Genomic DNA, 16,734 nt, shown 5'->3' on the forward strand with positions numbered 1-16,734 from the left:
ACCATTTCAGTTATTAAGAACGGTTAAATGGCGGATTAATTTCAACTGCTTAGCTTTTATTGCGAAATTTTTTACTTTCCCACTGCGTAATAAATGCAACCGATGCAATGATAATGAATGCGCCTAGCCAGAGTCGACCAGGTGGCACCCAACCAAATACAACCCAACCTGCTAATACATTCAGTGGCAATTTTGCATGGTCAAATGGCTGCACAAAAGAGGCATCAGCAACCGCATAAGCTTTGACGATAGCCCACTGCGCGAGTGCGGTAGCAATGCCTGCCGCGATCAACACCAGCCAAACATTGAGCCCAGTTGGCATTTGCCAATCAGGTAACGCCAAAAGAATATTAAAAGGTGTGATCAGGACTAATAGATAGACCACCATGGTGGATGGAGAGTCGTTCGAAGAAAGTTTCTTCACCATCAGGGAATAACAAGCCCAAAAGAAAGCCGCCCCTACAGGCAAGAGTGTCGCCCAGTTAAAGTCATCCGCCCAAGGTTCCAAAATGATCATTGCTCCAATAAAGCCAGTGATCGTTGCCCCCCAACGAGCCGCTCCCACGTTCTCTTTTAGCAATAAACCTGAGCCAATAGTGGCAAATAATGGTGAGGTCATGAGTAGAGCAATGCCTTGCCAAATAGGCACCGGGTAGGCCAGTGCCCATAACCAAAGCTGGATACCAATGACTGACAAAAAGACACGGAAAATATGTAAGCCAAGCTTCTGCGTTTTCAGTGATTGACGAATACCTAAGGTTTTTAAGTAAGGCAAAATTGCCACTAATGCGATGGCGTATTGGACTAGAGCCACTGTGGTTGAAGACAGGCCAAAGTTAATACTGGCAACTTGTGCAAGGCTATTGACGATCGCGAAGGATAAACCTGCGGTGAGCATCCAACTTGCGCCTTGAATAGGGTGATGACTGTGACTCATAAAAAATAGGTACTCGGAAAATGTGGCTGAATCATACGACTTTCTTTATCGGCTTACCTTACTTTTTTGTCCGATTTATCATGACGACGGAGAATATCACCAGCATCATGCCGATGGCATGCCAAACAGTGAACAATTCACCCAATATCATCACGGCAGCGGCTGCAGTGATCGCGGGTCCCAGATTGTTCGCCAAGCTCAATTCTGTCGGTGAAAGACGCGCCATTGCAGCGGCTACAAAATACGAAGGAAGCACGGTACAAAATAACCCTAACGTCACACCAATGATAATTAACTCAGATGACCAAGCTTCAAAGTTGGTGCCATTGACGAACAGGTGAATAAGAATGGCAACGCCGGCGCTTCCCATTCCTACGCTAGTAAACAGAGAGCTGCCTAGAGCGCCAATTAAGGGTTTGCTCGCGACTAGATAAATGGCGAATACCAACGCGGAACTGACCGCGAGTAGTGCACCGATACCCACTGAACTGCCTAAGGTTTGGAAATCTTGCGCTAGGATCAGAGCCGTACCCAAATAGCCCACCAACGTTGCAGCTATGATCTTACGGGTCGGTGGCTGTTTGTCGACAACCCAACTGATCAACACCACAAAAGAAGGAAATAGGAAGATAAGTAAACGCTCTAGCTGAGCTGAGATATACGATAGGGCGGAAATATCCAGGAAGCTGGCCAAGTAATAGCCCAATATACCAATTATTGCAGCCTTAAATCCATGCGAGCGCAGCTTGACGCGAGTGGTGTGTTTGCGACATAAAAAAATCAGAGTAACGAGATATAAAGGTAACGAACTCAACGCTCTGAGCGCCATGATGGAAGTGGCATCGCCCCCGGCTTGGTAAGCCAGTTTTACCAAAATGGGTTTTAGTGAAAAAAGTAAACAGCCAATAAATGCCAATAAAAGCCCGATTTGGTATTGGCGAGCAATTGAGGAGAAGGGGCCTGTGGTTGTTTTACGTGAGTCAGTGGCGTCGCTCATATTTCGTATCCTTACGCTTATTATTGATTTTGATAAGTAATCAAAAAATAACGAGGCTACGAGTGATGCGGTCTGGCTGCAAAATTCGCAGCCAGACATAGTATTACCTACCGGCTACGGGTATTCAGGAGGAGGAGCCATTGCTGTTTAGGCAATAGGGCATTGAACTGAAGACAAGCTGGGTAAGTAAATCTATGTGACATTAAATACAATTCCTATCGGGTGAAAAAATAGACTAACTAGGGGCTGGCATTAATGCAACCTATTTAATAGCCAATTTGTGTTCAACCTGTTTAAAAGCTCTTTGATACATAATCCAAGCGCTGATACCCGCGCCAATATTACCAATGAAGGCTCCCCAGAAAATACCTTCAATCCCCCCTAATAATGAACCGATCCATAAACAGGGTAGGAAGAATAAAAACAATCTTAGAGCAGAAATAGTAAGCGCCGTGTATGACTTACCGAGTGCATTGTTGATCGAGACCATTAACATGCAGATACCAAGCGGCCCCAGACTAAAAGGTACAATCATCAGATGCCAAGTTAAGATCTGCTTAACTTGTTGATCACTGGTCATAATAGTGGCAAGAAAATCGCTGCTTAGCCAAGCTATTGCCGCCACGGCAAGTTGGAACAGTAAAATGTATTTAGATGCAATGATCACCAACTGACGAATTTCGTCTAATTTTTGGCCGCCTAATAGTCGCCCAACCATTGGAGGCATTGACATGGTCAGCGCTAATACCGAGACAATAGCAAAAAACTCAAAACGAGAGCCAAGAGCCCAAGCGGCGACGGCGGCAGTACCAAAACCCGCTAACAGTTTGGTGGCAAGCATTGAAGAGAGTGGCGGGAGTAACTGGCTTATCATGGCTGGTCCCATGATATTGCCGATTGATGTTAGACTTTTCGTGACATCTAGATCATGCCAATCGAAGCTCATCCATTGCTTTTTCACCACTTTAGGTGCGACAAGTAAGATCCCTAATCCAAAAGCAATAATCGTTGCGAGTGCTGCGCCATTGATGCCCATATCAAAGGTGAAAATGAATAAAGGGTCTAGTGCTAAGTTAATAAGGCTAGTGATCACCATCATGCTACCGGGCAACATAGTATTGCCATTAGCACGGCAAACGCTGTAGAAAAAGTACAGCAGGGCGCCGGTCCATGAGCTCACCAGCCAGTAAATCCAATAGGTATCAATGATAACAAAGACACTCTCTGGCGCACTGAGCATCAACAAGATAGGCTCACGAATAAGATAAAGAATCACGCAAAATAGGGCGACACCAACAGAGCCCATGGCCACCACTAATCCGCCAAGCTGCTGGGCATATCGTTCTTGCTTGGCGCCAATTGCTCGGGCGATGACGGCCGTCGTGGCAATTCCCAATCCGACTTGAAGGCCAATAATGATCATTTGAATTGGTAAGGTAAAGCCTTGGGCAGCAAGAGGTAAAATACCAAGTTGACCGATAAAAGCACTGTCTACCAGCTGAAAGCTCATCAGTGAAAGGACGCCGAATAACATCGGCCAAGTCATCGAAAAAAGTTGCGAGCCAAGGTCTTTAGAATGCATGGTGTGCCATTGAAAAATAGAGAATAAAAATAAAGCTGAGACTTGCTCAGCTTTATTATTGATGAAGATAAACATCTCCTGACGCTAGTCTACTGTATTGTGGACCAAGATCGAGGGTGTTGCGGTAAAAAGACTTTATAGATTTTCTTTAAAGTCGTCGGCATAGCCTTTAGGTGGCGGTGTCCAACCTCGCTCGTCATTGTTGTGTTTATCTACGCGGTCAGTCGCAATCGCCAGTTTGATCTGATCTTCTAAATGAATAAACAGTTGACGATAGTTGTTATCAAAGCGCTCGTTTGCGGAATCATCTAACCATGCTTGATAGAGAGCATCGGACTTCTTGTCTTCGACTCGTTTGTAACTGGCTTTTTGCTGTTCCACTAAGAACGGATGTTGACCTAATTCTCTTAGGGCGTGCGCACCTAATTCTAGCGCGGAATGGTAAGTTTCAGATTCAATGACATCGGCGCCAGCTTGTCGCAGCAAATAGCCATCACCGCGGTCAAAGGCTCGAGCGAGAATCGTCACATTCGGATAAGAGTGTTTGATGTATTTAACCAGAGCCAAGGAAGCGTCACGATTGTCGATCGCGATAACGATCATAGCGGCTTCTTCAATCCCTGCGGTGTGTAATAACTCCGGACGGGTTGCATCACCAAAGTACGCCTTGGTGTTGAATTTTCTTACCACATCGATTTGATCGGCTTGGTGATCCAGGACGACGGTTTTGACACCATTCGCTACTAGTAGTCGATTGATAATCTGACCAAAGCGGCCAATACCCGCAATGATGACCGTCCCTTTCTCATCAATCTCATCGGCTTCACCTTGGTTAGAGGCCAATTCATAGCGCGGTAGAATGACTTTATCAAACAAGATAAATAAGCCTGGAGTTAAGAGCATCGAGAGCGCAACTACTAGAGAAAGCGTCTGAGCTAACTCAGTCGGAATGACATGGTTTTGCGTGGTAAAACTCAGTAATACGAACCCAAACTCACCCGCTTGGGCAAGGCTAAGAGTAAACAGCCAGCGGTTACTCTGGCGAATTCTAAAGCAGAAGGCGAGAACAAACAGCACCGTTGCTTTGAGTAACATGACGCCCAAGGTTAGGCCGACGATAAGGAAAAAATCATCAAACAAGATAGCAAAGTTGATCCCAGCACCAACCGTAATGAAAAACAACCCAAGTAGCAGTCCTTTAAAAGGGTCGATATTGGATTCTAATTCATGGCGGAACTCACTGTTCGCAAGCACCACGCCAGCAAGGAAAGCGCCTAACGCCGGCGAAAGGCCAATAAGACTCATCAAAGCGGCGATTCCCACCACTAACATTAGCGCCGTTGCGGTAAAAATCTCGCGTAGGCCTGAGCTGGCAACGAAGCGAAATAGAGGACGGCTGAGGTAATGACCACCCACCACAAGACCAACGATTGAGACAATGATGACCAGTGCATATGCCCAACCGGGTAACCCTGCCACAAGGCTTAACTCTTCATGATGTTCAGCGGCTGTGGAAGCCATGTTTTGTGCTTGTTGCACTAACTCAGGCATGGCTAACAATGGGATGAAGGCTAGCATTGGGATCACGGCGATATCTTGAAACAGTAAAACGGAAAAAGCGTTTTGTCCGCCTTCTGTGCGGCTCAATCCTTTTTCGTTGAAGGTTTGAAGAACAATCGCAGTGGAAGAGAGCGCAAAGATCAAACCAATCGCCAGTGATACGGTCCAGACTTGATTGAAAAACATCGCGATACCCATCACAAGGGCGGTTGTCACTCCCACTTGCAAGCCGCCTAAACCTAATAGGCGATTACGCATGTTCCAAAGCATTTTAGGCTCTAGTTCAAGGCCGACTAAAAATAGCATCATAACCACGCCAAATTCAGCAAAGTGTTGAATAGTAGTGGTTTCTTCTCCGACTAAACCGATAATAGGGCCAATAACCACCCCTGCAATGAGATACCCTAGGACAGATCCAAGGCCTAAACGCTTAGCAATCGGAACCGCAATAACCGCAGCAACTAAGTAGATAAAAGCTTGGAGAAAATATCCGGTCATGCGTTATCTCCCAAGATTAGTTGTTTCAAATATGGATTTAATTTTTCGACTTCATAGGCTCGCTTATAGTCGAATCGGTCTTCGACTAGCGCCGTCAACAGCGCTTTCCAGTGCGTTTCATGCTGCGCAATACGCCCGTCTTCTTTAGCTGTACGTGCACCAAATAAAGCAAGTGGCGCCATGTATTTCATGCCGGTCAGTGCGGCCATTTGTTCGATTGGATAGAGTAACTCACGAATGGTGAAATGATTGTACCCCTTAGTTTGATAAGCATCCGCCTTACCTCCGGCAGACAGCGCGCACATAAAGTGTTTACCTTGTAGTGCGGTGCCTTGGCTACCGTATGCAAAGCCATACTCAAGCACCAGATCTTGCCACTCTTTCAACATTGCTGGGGTTGAATACCAATAGAGAGGAAATTGGAAAATAATGACATCGTGATCAACTAGGCGCTTTTGTTCGCGGTCGATATTAATGTTGTAGCTTGGGTACTCATAATAGAGATCGACGCAAGTGACCCCTTTTGTCTCTTTTGCAGCATTAAAAAGAGGTTGATTAACCTCTGAACGGTGTTGAGATGGATGAGCGTACAGGACAAGCACTTTCTTTTTTGGCATGTTTGACATCCTATTAACTTTGATTATTTATTATTCTAATGAACTCTTTTTGAACGTCTTTTTAAGCATTCTCATGACTATTGTTACGCTTTAGCGTCGTTCAAGCAACGGCAATAGGTCATTTAGCTGCTCAACCACTACCGATGCACTCGCGGTAAAAGGGCTGTTTTGCCCATGAGTCACAAGACATGACGGCATCTTTGCATTGGCTGCCGCTTCTAAATCATAGAGGTGGTCACCGACATACAGCAGTTCCGCTGAGTTGAGTTGCCATTCATTGGCAAGAGCTACTAACGATACGGGGGAAGGCTTTGGAGGATAATGCTCGCGGCTGATAATACGGCTAATCCCCAGTTGATTGTGCGTGACTTTGAGCTGAGCGGCTTGTAAGCAATTACGCGTAATAATCGCAGTATGGAGGTCTTGGTCTTCAATGTAGGCCAACAAAGCTTCGCATCCGGGCATGGAATAGGAGAGCTGTGCATCCTCAATTTCATGGTCGAGAATGTGCTGTTGTGCCACTGCTCTTTGCTGTGGGCAGTCAATATTATTGGTATAACTGAGCAAATCAAGGTGCTGTGGGCAGCCCACTTTTGATCTTAACCAATTGAAATCCATGGTTGAACTGACGAGCGTGTTATCCAAATCAAATACAATGGCGCGTATTCGCTTAGCGTCAAAGGGCATTACATAATCACTACTCATAATCACACTCCAAAAACAAAACACCCCTCAGCAGTGGAGGGGTGTTTAACTTAGGCGAATTCTTTTTCTAGGTAAGCAACGATATCCGATGATTCATACATCCATTGCACGCCTTGTTGACCTTCAATTCTTAAGCAAGGCACTTTGATTTTACCGCCGCCATTTTCCAGTTCTTGACGGTGTTGCGCATTGTTTTTTGCATCGCGCAGTTCAATATTGACCGATTGGCGCTTCATTGAACGGCGGACTTTAACGCAAAATGGACAGGCTTCGAATTGATACAAAGCGAGCTTAGCTGCTTTTTCATCGATTTGCTGTTGTTGCTCAGCAGAACGTTTGATTCCACGCGGCGAGAAGACAAAGTTGCCGACTAAAATGAGCCGACCTAACAGCCAACGAATAACTTTCATGATAACCCTTGATGAACTAAATTACCCTTTTATTGTAACAACTTGCCAACACGCAACAAGCGTTAATAATCAATTTTGTGCTGCTTAGTAACGCTAATGCCGAGTCGCTTGGCAAGGCGTACTAAATTTGCGCGGTCAACTTGCAGTTCGCGCGCGGCGAGAGCCCAGTTAAAGTTCGCTTGACCTAGTGCTTTAATGATCAATTGTGCTTGGTATTGATCGGTGGCTTGGCGAAGCCCTTGATTAGGCTCTAATGCGGTGATGTTTTGAGCAGGTGGTGTTGGCTCAGTAGCCGCAACGCTTTGATTATCAGTCAGGTTTAGATCATAAGCGGATACCGTGACCGTATTGGGCGTTTTTGCGGTTGCGCGGGCTTTTAATGCAGCACGATTAATGACGTGCTCTAGCTCACGAACGTTGCCGGGCCAGTCATAACGAGCAAGTTGAAATAGCGCTTCTTTGCTGAGCTTTAACTGCACGATACTCAGTTTTTTACGCGCTTGCTCAAGGAAAAATCCTGCTAATAACTCAACGTCTCTTTCACGCTGGCGGAGAGGCGGGACGGTAATGGGATAAACCGTCAGCCGATGATACAAATCTGAGCGGAATCGTCCCTGCTCGACTTCTTGTTTTAATTCTCGATTGGTCGCGGCGAGCACTCGTACATCGATACTCTGTACGTGATCTTGTCCGACAGGCTGAATCTCATGGTTTTGCAGAGCACGCAGCAACTTACTCTGGGCTCCCAAGCTAAGCTCACCAATTTCATCAAGAAACAATGTGCCGCCATCTGCGAGGGCAAATTTACCTAATCGCGATTTATCAGCGCCGGTAAACGCGCCCTTTACATGGCCAAACAGTTCGCTTTCTAACAGATTTTCTGGGATAGCGGCACAGTTTACATAGATCAATGGCTGTTGGCGGCGGTTCGATTGATGGTGCAAACTTCTCGCCACTAACTCCTTACCTACACCGGTTTCACCATGAATTAGAATCGTGAAATCAGAAGGTGCCACCACAGAAATATCCATTTTGAGCGCTTCGATGGGGGCACTCTGACCAATGATCTCACCCCCTTCTCGCTCCCATACTTCAAGATTTAGTTCTTCTAATTTTTGTTGCGTCTGCTTGGCTTGATGTTCCAATTGCGAAACGGTCAATGCAACTTTCAAATGAGAGGCTACAATCCCAGAGAGTGCTTCAAGGCTTCGGCGCGGGATAGCGTCAAAAACATTGGGGGTTAGACTATCGAACGTGAGGATGCCCAATAGTTGGTCGGCATAATGTAAGGGTAGTCCCATGCAGGCATGCATTGGTAGATCACCATCATAGTCGATTAGCAAACCATCAAAAGGATCAGGCAGTGGGGAGTCGGCATCGAATTTCACCACACCTTGAGCCTGACAAATGTGCTCAAATCGGGGGTGGTCATTGATTTTAAAGCGACGGCCGAGTGTGTCTCTCGTTACGCCTTGGATTGCCAAGGGCGTCAAAGTGTCACCTTGTAGGCTAAGCAGAGCGATGCAATCACATTGGATCACGCGGCGTATTGCATCGAGTAATTTATTAAAACGATCTTGCGCGCTGTGTGCGCTTGCGAGCCCTGCTGTCATATCCAGCAAGGTGGATATTGATATTTCTTGCATAAAATCCACCACAAAAAGTTATTTGTTCATTGTAGTGTCTTTATGACTCATTTCAAGTGTGTCTTAATGACTCTAATTTGCCATTCCAAACTAATGAAATCAATTGGTTAAAGGGTTTAATGCCTTGGCATACTTCCTGCTTTCTATGGTCGTGCAGCAACAATGCACTAAAATAATAATTAGGAGAAAATTTTTATGCTCAATGATCATCATATCGCGGTCGTCAAAAGTACCATCCCATTGCTAGAGCAAGCAGGGCCGGCACTGACTCAGCATTTTTACCAACGTATGTTTCTCCATAACCCGGAACTGAAAGACATATTTAATATGACGCATCAGAAGACGGGCCGTCAAAGTGTCGCTTTGTTTGAGGCGGTCGCAGCGTATGCAAAAAATATCGATAACTTAGCCGCGTTAACTCAAGCTGTCGAACGCATTGCCCACAAGCACACCAGTTTCAATATCCAGCCTGCACATTATCAAATTGTCGGTCATCATTTGATTGAAACACTGCGTGAATTGGCTGCTGAGGCCTTTAACACTGAAGTGGAGAGGCATGGACACAAGCTTACTTATTCTTGGCCAATATCTTTATCGAACGCGAAGAGCAAATTTATCAGCTTAATGCACAAGGCACTGGTGGATGGCGTGAAGGACGTGAATTCATTATTGATGGTAAAACGCCTGAATCAACCTATGTGATGAGTTTTGAGCTGCGCCCCGCAGATGACAAACCGGTGCTCAATTACCTTGCAGGCCAATACTTAGGTATTGAGGTCAAGCCAAGCAACAGTGAACATACTGAAATTCGTCAATATTCGCTGTCCCAAGCATCCAACGGAGTCAGCTATCGAATCTCCGTTAAAAGGGAGGGGGATGAGCATAAAGGGTTAGTTTCTCACTACTTGCATGACGAGCTACAAGTAGGTGATTCGGTCACCTTATATCCTCCCGCGGGTGATTTCTTTTATCAGCCAACCGATAAGCCGGTGGTTTTGATTGCTGCGGGTGTTGGTGCTACGCCAATTCAAGCGATGGCACAAACGTTGGCAACGCAAAATAAAGCGAATGTCAGTTATTTTTATGCGTGTGAAGATGCTGATCAACACACATTCCGTGTTGAAAGTGAACAGTTGATTACTGCTAATCAGTGGCAACAAAAAGTATGGTATCGCGACCAACATGGCCTAATGGATCTTTCTGCCATCGCCAAGCAAGTACCTGCAAGCGAAGGTGAGTTTTATTTATGTGGCCCCGTTGCTTTTATGGAGCATGCAGTCAAACAGTTAGAAGGGTTAAATGTGTCGCGTGAACAAATCCACTATGAAGTATTCGGCCCGCACCGCTATTTATAGCCCTGAGATGCGATAGCGGCATTAAGCAGAGAAACAAAAAGCTCCCGTTGGGAGCTTTTTTTATTTGAATAGGCTTTTCAACCAGTCTGTAAACGAAAGCGTGAGCGAACCGAGCATGGAACGCTTGTTCGGTTTGCGGTTTGCATATGCTTTGCCTTGATAGAAACTGGCCATTAAGTCGCTGCGCATAGCTTGTACGTCTCCACCTTGTGCTGCAACCAGTGCTTGGACACTACTTTGCGCATGATCATTGGCTAAACTGAAATCCATACCAAGATAGCCTTGCACATACAACCAAAGATGAGTCACCACTAACAGTTGCTCGCCTTCTTGGTACTGGAAGCGACCACCATATTGTGCGCCAATATGTTGCTGGATAGCTTGATCCATGGCTTGCACCGATTCACGCTGCTGCTCGACCCGGCTTAATGCTTCAATATGAGACTTAGTCAAGATCCCAAGCAAATGATGCGTTAATGCCTGATCGGGTTTCGCTAACTGGACGCGATGAAATAGCTCTTCATTATTTTGGCAAAAGCTTTGCCATGAAGTGGAATCACTATTAATGGCATCGAGTTGATCTGCCCCAATCGCTATCAGCGCATTCGCCAAATCATTCATGGCTTTGAAGTGTTTCCCATGTAACTTCATGTGATGTTTTACCATCGATAAATAAGCTATTGCCAGTAATCATCACTGACAGTTCCATTCCGCGCTCAACGCTTTCAGCTAACGCGTCAATGGCATTGCCATCGAAGCAGTGAATCGTCGCAGGGAAGGCATTTAGTTTACTTTTAGATTGATTCCACCAAACATCTGCTTTGCTGTTAAAAGCGTAGATTTGTACGCTTTTTGCTAAGCGAGTGGCTTTTTTTACACGATCGACTGCTGGCTCGCCGACCTCAATCCACTCTTCAAGTGTGCCATCTAATGCTTTTAACCACAGATCGGGTTCTTCGATAGACGATAGGCCTTTAGTGAACTGTAACTCTGGTTTGGCATTTAGACAGTAAGCCAACACGCGCGCCATCATGCGACTGGTCGTTTCTGAAGGATGCAGTGCAATAGTGCAAGAAAGTGAATCGTAATAGTCGCGGTTGGTGTCCGATAGGGAAATTCGAAACTTGTAAATTGTTGGTTTTAGAGCCATGAGTGAGTCGCCAATAAAAAAGCCAGCTAAAATAGCTGGCTATTACAATCTATTTTGGCAACAAGTTAAAGAACTTTGATGTTCTCAGCTTGTGGGCCTTTTTGACCTTGCGAGATAGTAAATTCTACTGGCTGGCCTTCAGCTAGGGTACGGAAACCGTCACCAGTAATTGCACTGAAGTGTGCAAAAACGTCTGGACCGTTTTCTTGTTTGATGAAACCAAAACCTTTAGTTTCGTTGAACCACTTTACTGTACCAGTCACTGTATCTGACATGTGTCTTTCCTTCGTATATCTTAAATAAGCCTAAGGGCACGGATAGCGTGGAAAAGGAGACTGCTATTGCGCACGACGTCACGCTGAAGTCCATGACAATCAACGAAACGCGTCTAGCCAAGAACCGTTTTCTAGCTATAAGTAGTCTAAGGTTTAACCGATTGAAGTCAACAACATTTCCAGTGACATTGTCCAATGTTTTGAACTAAATATGCCGCGACTAATGCCTGAGAAAAATGACATCAGCATGACGAAAATGTTGTCGCAAGATTATGTTTTTAAGATTATTTGTCTTCACCAGTGTTTGGTCTTATCAGAACTAACTTGGTGACTTTAACCGGGAAAATGTCTTGTCATAATCATGAGAGAACAGCTTGGGCAATGCGCATTGTTGGTTTGAAATTCGTTCAACTAACGCTGGCAATTTCGCCACATGTTTTGGGTGCGAAATGTCACAAATAAAGCAACAAATTTGAAAATCTTTTGCGTTAACTAATTGTTAATGGAATGAGGGCTTTTGTGGTTTTTGCCTTTAAATATCTTGAATCTAACAAAATATAATTGCTGTTTTGTTAACCATTGTTTTACATCTAATAAGGATTAGATTTTCTGTTTAAAAAGCACTCAAAAAGTTGCTTGAAATTAAAAAAATACCTGAGAAAATGACCGCAAAATGAGTTTGCATTTATGGAAGGATGCTTTTTACCACTTCTCTAAGAGGTCAAATCTATGAAACTGGTTCTAATTATCATGGCATCATTATCAGCAGGTGTTGCATCGGCTGATCATCTTCATTCCTTCATGCTTGGCCTATCTATTGCCGCTTTAGCGGTTGGCAGCTGCTATTGGTTTGCATTTCGTTCAACCCGTTTTCCACAGCTAGGCTTGCTGTTATTGATATGTGGCATGCTGGCGAAATTAACCGTCACTGTTATTGGCGTGAGTTGGGGTATGTCCGCTGAATTGATCACATCGCCATTCATTTTTGCGCTTTCATACTTGTTCTTCTCGTTAGTTGTGACGTACCTATGGTTTAGTTACCGTGACGCGATTACGTCAAAACCTAAGCCGTTAGCCATTTGACGCATAGTTTGTTTGTATATTAAGCCAGCTTGAATGCTGGCTTTTTTATACCCTTTGTTCAATATCACATTAATTTGCCTCAAATCTTGTATAACCGTAACTAAGCGTAACAGTAGTGCTGCAAGCAGCTACGCTTTGAATATACTGAATGAAGTCTCCTAATTGGTAGAATGCCATGAACAAAAAATGTTTCATCAAGACGGTATGCCTAACGGCAACCTTAACCTCCACTGCTGCGTTTGCTGCGCCTTCAATTACCCCAGACGCTCCAGCTCTTGGGGCGAAGGGCTATATTTTGATGGATTACAATACCGGTCAGGTGCTGGTTGAGAAAAACGCTCATCAAGCGTTGAACCCAGCAAGCCTAACCAAGTTGATGACAGCTTATGTTGCGGGGCAAGAAGTTAACGTTGGTAACGTTAGCCTAGATGACCAAGTGACCATCAGTAAAAAAGCGTGGGCAAAGAACTTTCCTGATTCCTCAAAAATGTTTATTGAAGTGGGTACCAGCGTTTCCATGATGGATCTTTACCGAGGGCTGGTGGTTCAATCTGGGAATGATGCGAGTGTCGCGATTGCTGAGCATGTGGCGGGTAGCGAAGGTGCTTTTGTTAGCTTAATGAATAATTGGGCCGAAAAACTCAATCTGACAAATACCGCCTTTACCAATCCTCATGGTTTAGACAGTGATGGTTTATATTCAACCCCTTACGATATCGCTTTACTAAGCCGAGCGATTATTCGCGATTTACCGACGATTTACCCACTATATAGTGAGACGCAATTCTCCTATAACGGCATTACTCAGTACAACCGTAATGGGTTACTGCGTGATCGTATTTTGAACGTTGATGGAATGAAAACCGGTTATACCAGCGGTGCTGGCTACAGTTTAGCTACCTCGGCGACCAGTGGTGACATGCGCTTGATTTCTGTTGTGATGGGTTCTGCGAGTACCAAAAGTCGTGAATCGGAAAGTAAGCAGCTACTAAGTTATGGCTTCCGTTTCTTTGATACGGTGTCTGCTGGTGATGCAGGAAAAGAGATCGCGAAGGCACGAGTTTGGATGGGGGAAAACGACGAATTGAGTGTGGGTGTTGCTCAAGATGTCTTTATTACCTTGTCTAAATCACAAGCCAATAAGGTCAAAGCAGAATTGCTCTACGACGGTGACTTAATCGCACCAATCCAAAATGAGCAAGTATTAGGCAAAGTGATTTACAGTGTAGATGGTGAAGAAGTCGCTAGCGCAAATTTGGTGGCTTTGGAACCGGTGCAAGAGGGTGGCTTCGTTAAGCGCATTATTGATTGGTTTAAACGTTTGGTAGCAAGCTGGCTGTAGATTGCCGTTCCCATTCGGCATCTTTAATATTCATCAGAGCGGGCTTTAAAGCCCGCTTTTTTTAAGACTCGTTTCACTTGGTTACATTATCTATTGGTCAGCTGTCCATTTAGCGACAATTTACCTGAATTCTTAAGCTACGCTTACTTCCCACTGACATTTGGTTGATTGAACACGCCACAATAGCGGCCAAATGAATATGCCAGACAGTGGCGCAAGCAGTGTAGGAAATTACAATGGAATTTACCGTAAAAGACAATGAAGCGTTGTACCAAGTATGGATGTCGCAAAAATCAAAAATGCGTTTAACACAAATGGAATTTGCCAAAAAGTTGGGAATGAATCAGCTGGAGTTTTCGAGTATTTTAAGAGGAGAAAGACCACTTTCAATGGCATTTGTTTCAAGATTTTGTAATTTACTCAATTTAGAATCTCATCGCGTTGTTCCTTCATTGCGTACACAACCTAACATTAAAGAAGTCTACTTAGAGAGCCGAATGACGGTTGATGGTGAAATCAAACGTGCTTATATCGAAGGTAATCAAGTGGTGGTTGAATACTTACATACAGTATTTCAACCCGCAGAAGTCACCGGTTCAATGAACTAAATAAACGATTAACTTATCGACACAGACAAAAATAATATTTTAAAGTATGATATACCATTAGTGTGAGTTTGGGTATATTTAGATGAATACAAAGCAAGTGTTAGCCATCTTGATTAGCTTGGGATTAATGGTGGGTTGTGCGTCAGGGCCTTTGCAAAGAGCGACGACGTTTACCTCCTATGAAGATTTTACTCCCGGCCCAGTTGGTGGTGTCGATTTAGTTTGGTCCAAGGTTGGTCTGCGTGATGCCGATCGGTTACAAAAGAAGTTAGCTGAATACGATTCGGTGGTGATCGATCAAGTGATCGTTGTGGCCGAAGAAGAGAGTTTAAGCCAAGACGATATTAATGAGCTGAGCCATTATCTAGTTGATCAGATTAAGCAAAAAATATCTCCTTACAAGCCTATCGTCGAACAGGCTACTGATGATTCTTTAAGGCTGAGCATCGCGCTAAGCAATGTGGAAACACCTAACCCGATATTAGCGGTTACAAGCAGTGTGCTGCCATTTGGGTTAGCGATTTCGACCATATCAAAGGTGACAACGGGCGAACATACCAATGTTGGTAGTGCGAGTATCGAACTTTTGGTCAGCGACGCGGGAACAGGTAAGCCTTTATTTGCGGCTATAGATAGGCAAGCAGGTAATAAAGATCTCTCGACGATGATTGATTCCTTAGACGACGCTAAAGACGCGATCAACTATTGGGTAGAGCGATTAGGCGTTACGATGCAAGGTTGGCAAAAACCAGAATAGGATGAACAGATCAGGCGTAGTGCTCATCCCATCATTAAGTGGTTAGTTTCGGCTACAACTCAATGCGGTAAACGGATGTCGTGCCGCTTACCTCATTTCCTACCGCAATGTAGTGCTGGTTGAGTCGGCTAAAGTAGTGGATTGATTCTGGGCCTAAGTCTCCAGCGCGAGGGTTGTAAATACCACTAGTGCACTCTCCATCTTCAACTTGGGTGCAAACCGCCTGAGCATAGTCACGACGATTCACATAGTGAAGAAATTGTGCTTGTTTAGGATCGCTGATATCAAACACCATAATGCCGCCTTGGCGCTCTAAACCAACAAACACATAATGGCGACCATTGATGTACGCCACTTCAATCGCTTCTGGCTCAGAGCCTTTATCGTCACTGCGATCATCACCACTTTGGTTGCTGTCGTTAGAACTGTTGAATTGGGCTTGCTGAGTTAAAAAAGCTATCTGTGCGATTTGATCACCGCTATCGAATACTATTTTGCCATTCTCATCCCAGATTGAAAAAGAACGAGCACCGAATGCTTGTACATTTTGATCTGCGGCTAAGGTAGCTGCTGGTTTGACAACTTTTAGTCGACTCAATTGTTTTTTATCTTTTAGCGCAGAGGCGAGTGGATGATCCGCTGTGATATCGAGTTTTTTTCCGCGCACCTCATCAATGTGACTTAAGCAAAAACCTGGTTCGGTGGCGTACATCGTGCTATTGCTATAATCATCTTCATCCCACTCAAAACCAGCTTGATCACACAGTTGCTGTGTGGTGTTAAAACCATACTCTCGACCATCGCCTTCGTTAGCGGAAACAAGATAGTGCTTACCATTAACGCTATAACTGTCTATTGAGTCGGGCATATAGAGGCCAACCAATTGAGGATAAGATTGGAAATTACCAACAATGCCATCTTTGTTTGAGGCATCAAGTTTGTAATCTCCCCAAGACTTTTCCCCTAAACCAACGATCTTTTCCACGCTGGCAGAACTTGGGTCAATGATGGCGAAAGCATTGTTTTCTTGCATTGCTACATACAATTTACCGTTGCCAGCAAAGCTAAGGTATTCTGGTTCTAGGTCTTGAGCGACGGTCGCGTTAGGGCCTGTAATGCGAACGTGGCTATCGAGCTCATCGCGACGAGCGGCATTAAAATCTTCAAAACCAATTTGCTCAACCTTGGCTTTATCGATCCCCTGACTAAGAA

At 44.7% G+C, this 16,734-nt stretch carries 16 protein-coding genes and 1 pseudogene; 5 read left to right on the forward strand and 12 right to left on the reverse strand.

From position 1 onward, the window contains the following. Window positions 1-49: 49 nt before the first annotated feature. The 8 genes from RH85_RS08880 to norR form a co-directional block, all read right to left on the reverse strand. Window positions 50-937, reverse strand: a complete 888-nt coding sequence (locus RH85_RS08880; protein WP_006711892.1) for a DMT family transporter — start codon at window positions 935-937, stop codon at window positions 50-52. Between the two features lie 58 nt (window positions 938-995). Beyond that, a complete protein-coding gene (locus tag RH85_RS08885; protein ID WP_006711893.1) occupies window positions 996-1,934 on the reverse strand; it encodes a DMT family transporter in 939 nt (312 codons plus the stop codon). 262 nt (window positions 1,935-2,196) lie between these two features. Beyond that, the gene (locus RH85_RS08890) at window positions 2,197-3,516 is read right to left on the reverse strand and encodes an MATE family efflux transporter (RefSeq protein ID WP_039948926.1); all 1,320 of its coding nucleotides are present in this window, start codon (window positions 3,514-3,516) and stop codon (window positions 2,197-2,199) included. Window positions 3,517-3,651: 135 nt separating this feature from the next. Further along, on the reverse strand, window positions 3,652-5,574 hold the full coding sequence (locus RH85_RS08895; protein WP_006711895.1) for a monovalent cation:proton antiporter-2 (CPA2) family protein: 1,923 nt from the start codon (window positions 5,572-5,574) through the stop codon (window positions 3,652-3,654). Next, window positions 5,571-6,191: an NAD(P)H-dependent oxidoreductase gene (locus RH85_RS08900; RefSeq protein WP_006711896.1), complete on the reverse strand. Its 621-nt coding sequence runs from the start codon at window positions 6,189-6,191 to the stop codon at window positions 5,571-5,573. Before RH85_RS08900 ends, RH85_RS08895 begins: the two co-directional genes overlap by 4 nt. A gap of 90 nt (window positions 6,192-6,281) precedes the next feature. Continuing rightward, window positions 6,282-6,896 (reverse strand): HAD family hydrolase, encoded by a 615-nt coding sequence (locus tag RH85_RS08905; protein ID WP_006711897.1) that lies wholly within the window; start codon window positions 6,894-6,896, stop codon window positions 6,282-6,284. A 50-nt stretch (window positions 6,897-6,946) separates the two neighbouring features. Continuing rightward, window positions 6,947-7,306 carry a glutathione S-transferase N-terminal domain-containing protein gene (locus RH85_RS08910; protein WP_006711898.1) on the reverse strand — a complete coding sequence of 120 codons (360 nt, stop codon included), beginning with the start codon at window positions 7,304-7,306 and terminating at the stop codon, window positions 6,947-6,949. Between the two features lie 62 nt (window positions 7,307-7,368). Then, window positions 7,369-8,952, reverse strand: coding sequence for a nitric oxide reductase transcriptional regulator NorR (norR, locus tag RH85_RS08915; protein ID WP_006711899.1), 1,584 nt, complete (start codon window positions 8,950-8,952; stop codon window positions 7,369-7,371). A 195-nt stretch (window positions 8,953-9,147) separates the two neighbouring features. Here norR and hmpA point away from each other — a divergent pair. After that, window positions 9,148-10,307, forward strand: a pseudogene (gene hmpA / locus RH85_RS08920) (NO-inducible flavohemoprotein). Between the two features lie 60 nt (window positions 10,308-10,367). On the opposite strand, the gene RH85_RS08925 reads toward hmpA, so the two are convergent. From RH85_RS08925 to RH85_RS08935, 3 genes are all read right to left on the reverse strand, one after another. Beyond that, complete coding sequence (locus tag RH85_RS08925) at window positions 10,368-10,958, reverse strand: hypothetical protein (RefSeq protein ID WP_241210378.1); 591 nt, start codon at window positions 10,956-10,958, stop codon at window positions 10,368-10,370. Continuing rightward, the gene (locus RH85_RS08930) at window positions 10,921-11,457 is read right to left on the reverse strand and encodes a YaeQ family protein (protein WP_006711901.1); all 537 of its coding nucleotides are present in this window, start codon (window positions 11,455-11,457) and stop codon (window positions 10,921-10,923) included. Before RH85_RS08930 ends, RH85_RS08925 begins: the two co-directional genes overlap by 38 nt. A 65-nt stretch (window positions 11,458-11,522) precedes the next feature. After that, window positions 11,523-11,732 carry a cold-shock protein gene (locus RH85_RS08935; RefSeq protein ID WP_005598267.1) on the reverse strand — a complete coding sequence of 70 codons (210 nt, stop codon included), beginning with the start codon at window positions 11,730-11,732 and terminating at the stop codon, window positions 11,523-11,525. A gap of 729 nt (window positions 11,733-12,461) precedes the next feature. On the opposite strand from RH85_RS08935, the gene RH85_RS08940 reads away from it, so the two are divergent. The 4 genes from RH85_RS08940 to RH85_RS08955 all read left to right on the forward strand — a co-directional run bounded on the left by RH85_RS08940 (window position 12,462) and on the right by RH85_RS08955 (window position 15,522). Next, window positions 12,462-12,815, forward strand: coding sequence for a hypothetical protein (locus RH85_RS08940; protein WP_006711902.1), 354 nt, complete (start codon window positions 12,462-12,464; stop codon window positions 12,813-12,815). A gap of 175 nt (window positions 12,816-12,990) precedes the next feature. Next, window positions 12,991-14,157: a D-alanyl-D-alanine carboxypeptidase family protein gene (locus tag RH85_RS08945; protein ID WP_006711903.1), complete on the forward strand. Its 1,167-nt coding sequence runs from the start codon at window positions 12,991-12,993 to the stop codon at window positions 14,155-14,157. A 236-nt stretch (window positions 14,158-14,393) separates the two neighbouring features. Beyond that, the gene (locus RH85_RS08950) at window positions 14,394-14,765 is read left to right on the forward strand and encodes a helix-turn-helix domain-containing protein (protein WP_006711904.1); all 372 of its coding nucleotides are present in this window, start codon (window positions 14,394-14,396) and stop codon (window positions 14,763-14,765) included. Between the two features lie 82 nt (window positions 14,766-14,847). Next, window positions 14,848-15,522, forward strand: a complete 675-nt coding sequence (locus RH85_RS08955) for a DUF3313 domain-containing protein (RefSeq protein WP_006711905.1) — start codon at window positions 14,848-14,850, stop codon at window positions 15,520-15,522. Between the two features lie 52 nt (window positions 15,523-15,574). Here the strand turns inward: RH85_RS08955 and RH85_RS08960 are convergent. After that, on the reverse strand, window positions 15,575-16,734 hold a 1,160-nt coding region (locus RH85_RS08960), incomplete at its 5' end, for a choice-of-anchor I family protein (RefSeq protein WP_006711906.1).

Origin of the sequence: Vibrio ichthyoenteri ATCC 700023, assembly GCF_000222605.1 — a bacterium.
Taxonomy (GTDB): Bacteria; Pseudomonadota; Gammaproteobacteria; order Enterobacterales; family Vibrionaceae; genus Vibrio; species Vibrio ichthyoenteri.

Bases quoted from the DNA above. Each gene is read 5' to 3' on its own strand.
- RH85_RS08880 (WP_006711892.1), bottom strand. From the start codon at position 937: ATGAGTCACAGTCATCACCCTATTCAAGGCGCAAGTTGGATGCTCACC.
- RH85_RS08900 (WP_006711896.1), bottom strand. From the start codon at position 6,191: ATGCCAAAAAAGAAAGTGCTTGTCCTGTACGCTCATCCATCTCAACAC.
- RH85_RS08895 (WP_006711895.1), bottom strand. From the start codon at position 5,574: ATGACCGGATATTTTCTCCAAGCTTTTATCTACTTAGTTGCTGCGGTT.
- RH85_RS08950 (WP_006711904.1), top strand. From the start codon at position 14,394: ATGGAATTTACCGTAAAAGACAATGAAGCGTTGTACCAAGTATGGATG.
- norR (WP_006711899.1), bottom strand. From the start codon at position 8,952: ATGCAAGAAATATCAATATCCACCTTGCTGGATATGACAGCAGGGCTC.
- RH85_RS08925 (WP_241210378.1), bottom strand. From the start codon at position 10,958: ATGAAGTTACATGGGAAACACTTCAAAGCCATGAATGATTTGGCGAAT.
- RH85_RS08905 (WP_006711897.1), bottom strand. From the start codon at position 6,896: ATGAGTAGTGATTATGTAATGCCCTTTGACGCTAAGCGAATACGCGCC.
- RH85_RS08935 (WP_005598267.1), bottom strand. From the start codon at position 11,732: ATGTCAGATACAGTGACTGGTACAGTAAAGTGGTTCAACGAAACTAAA.
- RH85_RS08955 (WP_006711905.1), top strand. From the start codon at position 14,848: ATGAATACAAAGCAAGTGTTAGCCATCTTGATTAGCTTGGGATTAATG.
- RH85_RS08885 (WP_006711893.1), bottom strand. From the start codon at position 1,934: ATGAGCGACGCCACTGACTCACGTAAAACAACCACAGGCCCCTTCTCC.
- RH85_RS08940 (WP_006711902.1), top strand. From the start codon at position 12,462: ATGAAACTGGTTCTAATTATCATGGCATCATTATCAGCAGGTGTTGCA.
- RH85_RS08945 (WP_006711903.1), top strand. From the start codon at position 12,991: ATGAACAAAAAATGTTTCATCAAGACGGTATGCCTAACGGCAACCTTA.
- RH85_RS08890 (WP_039948926.1), bottom strand. From the start codon at position 3,516: ATGCATTCTAAAGACCTTGGCTCGCAACTTTTTTCGATGACTTGGCCG.
- RH85_RS08910 (WP_006711898.1), bottom strand. From the start codon at position 7,306: ATGAAAGTTATTCGTTGGCTGTTAGGTCGGCTCATTTTAGTCGGCAAC.
- RH85_RS08930 (WP_006711901.1), bottom strand. From the start codon at position 11,457: ATGGCTCTAAAACCAACAATTTACAAGTTTCGAATTTCCCTATCGGAC.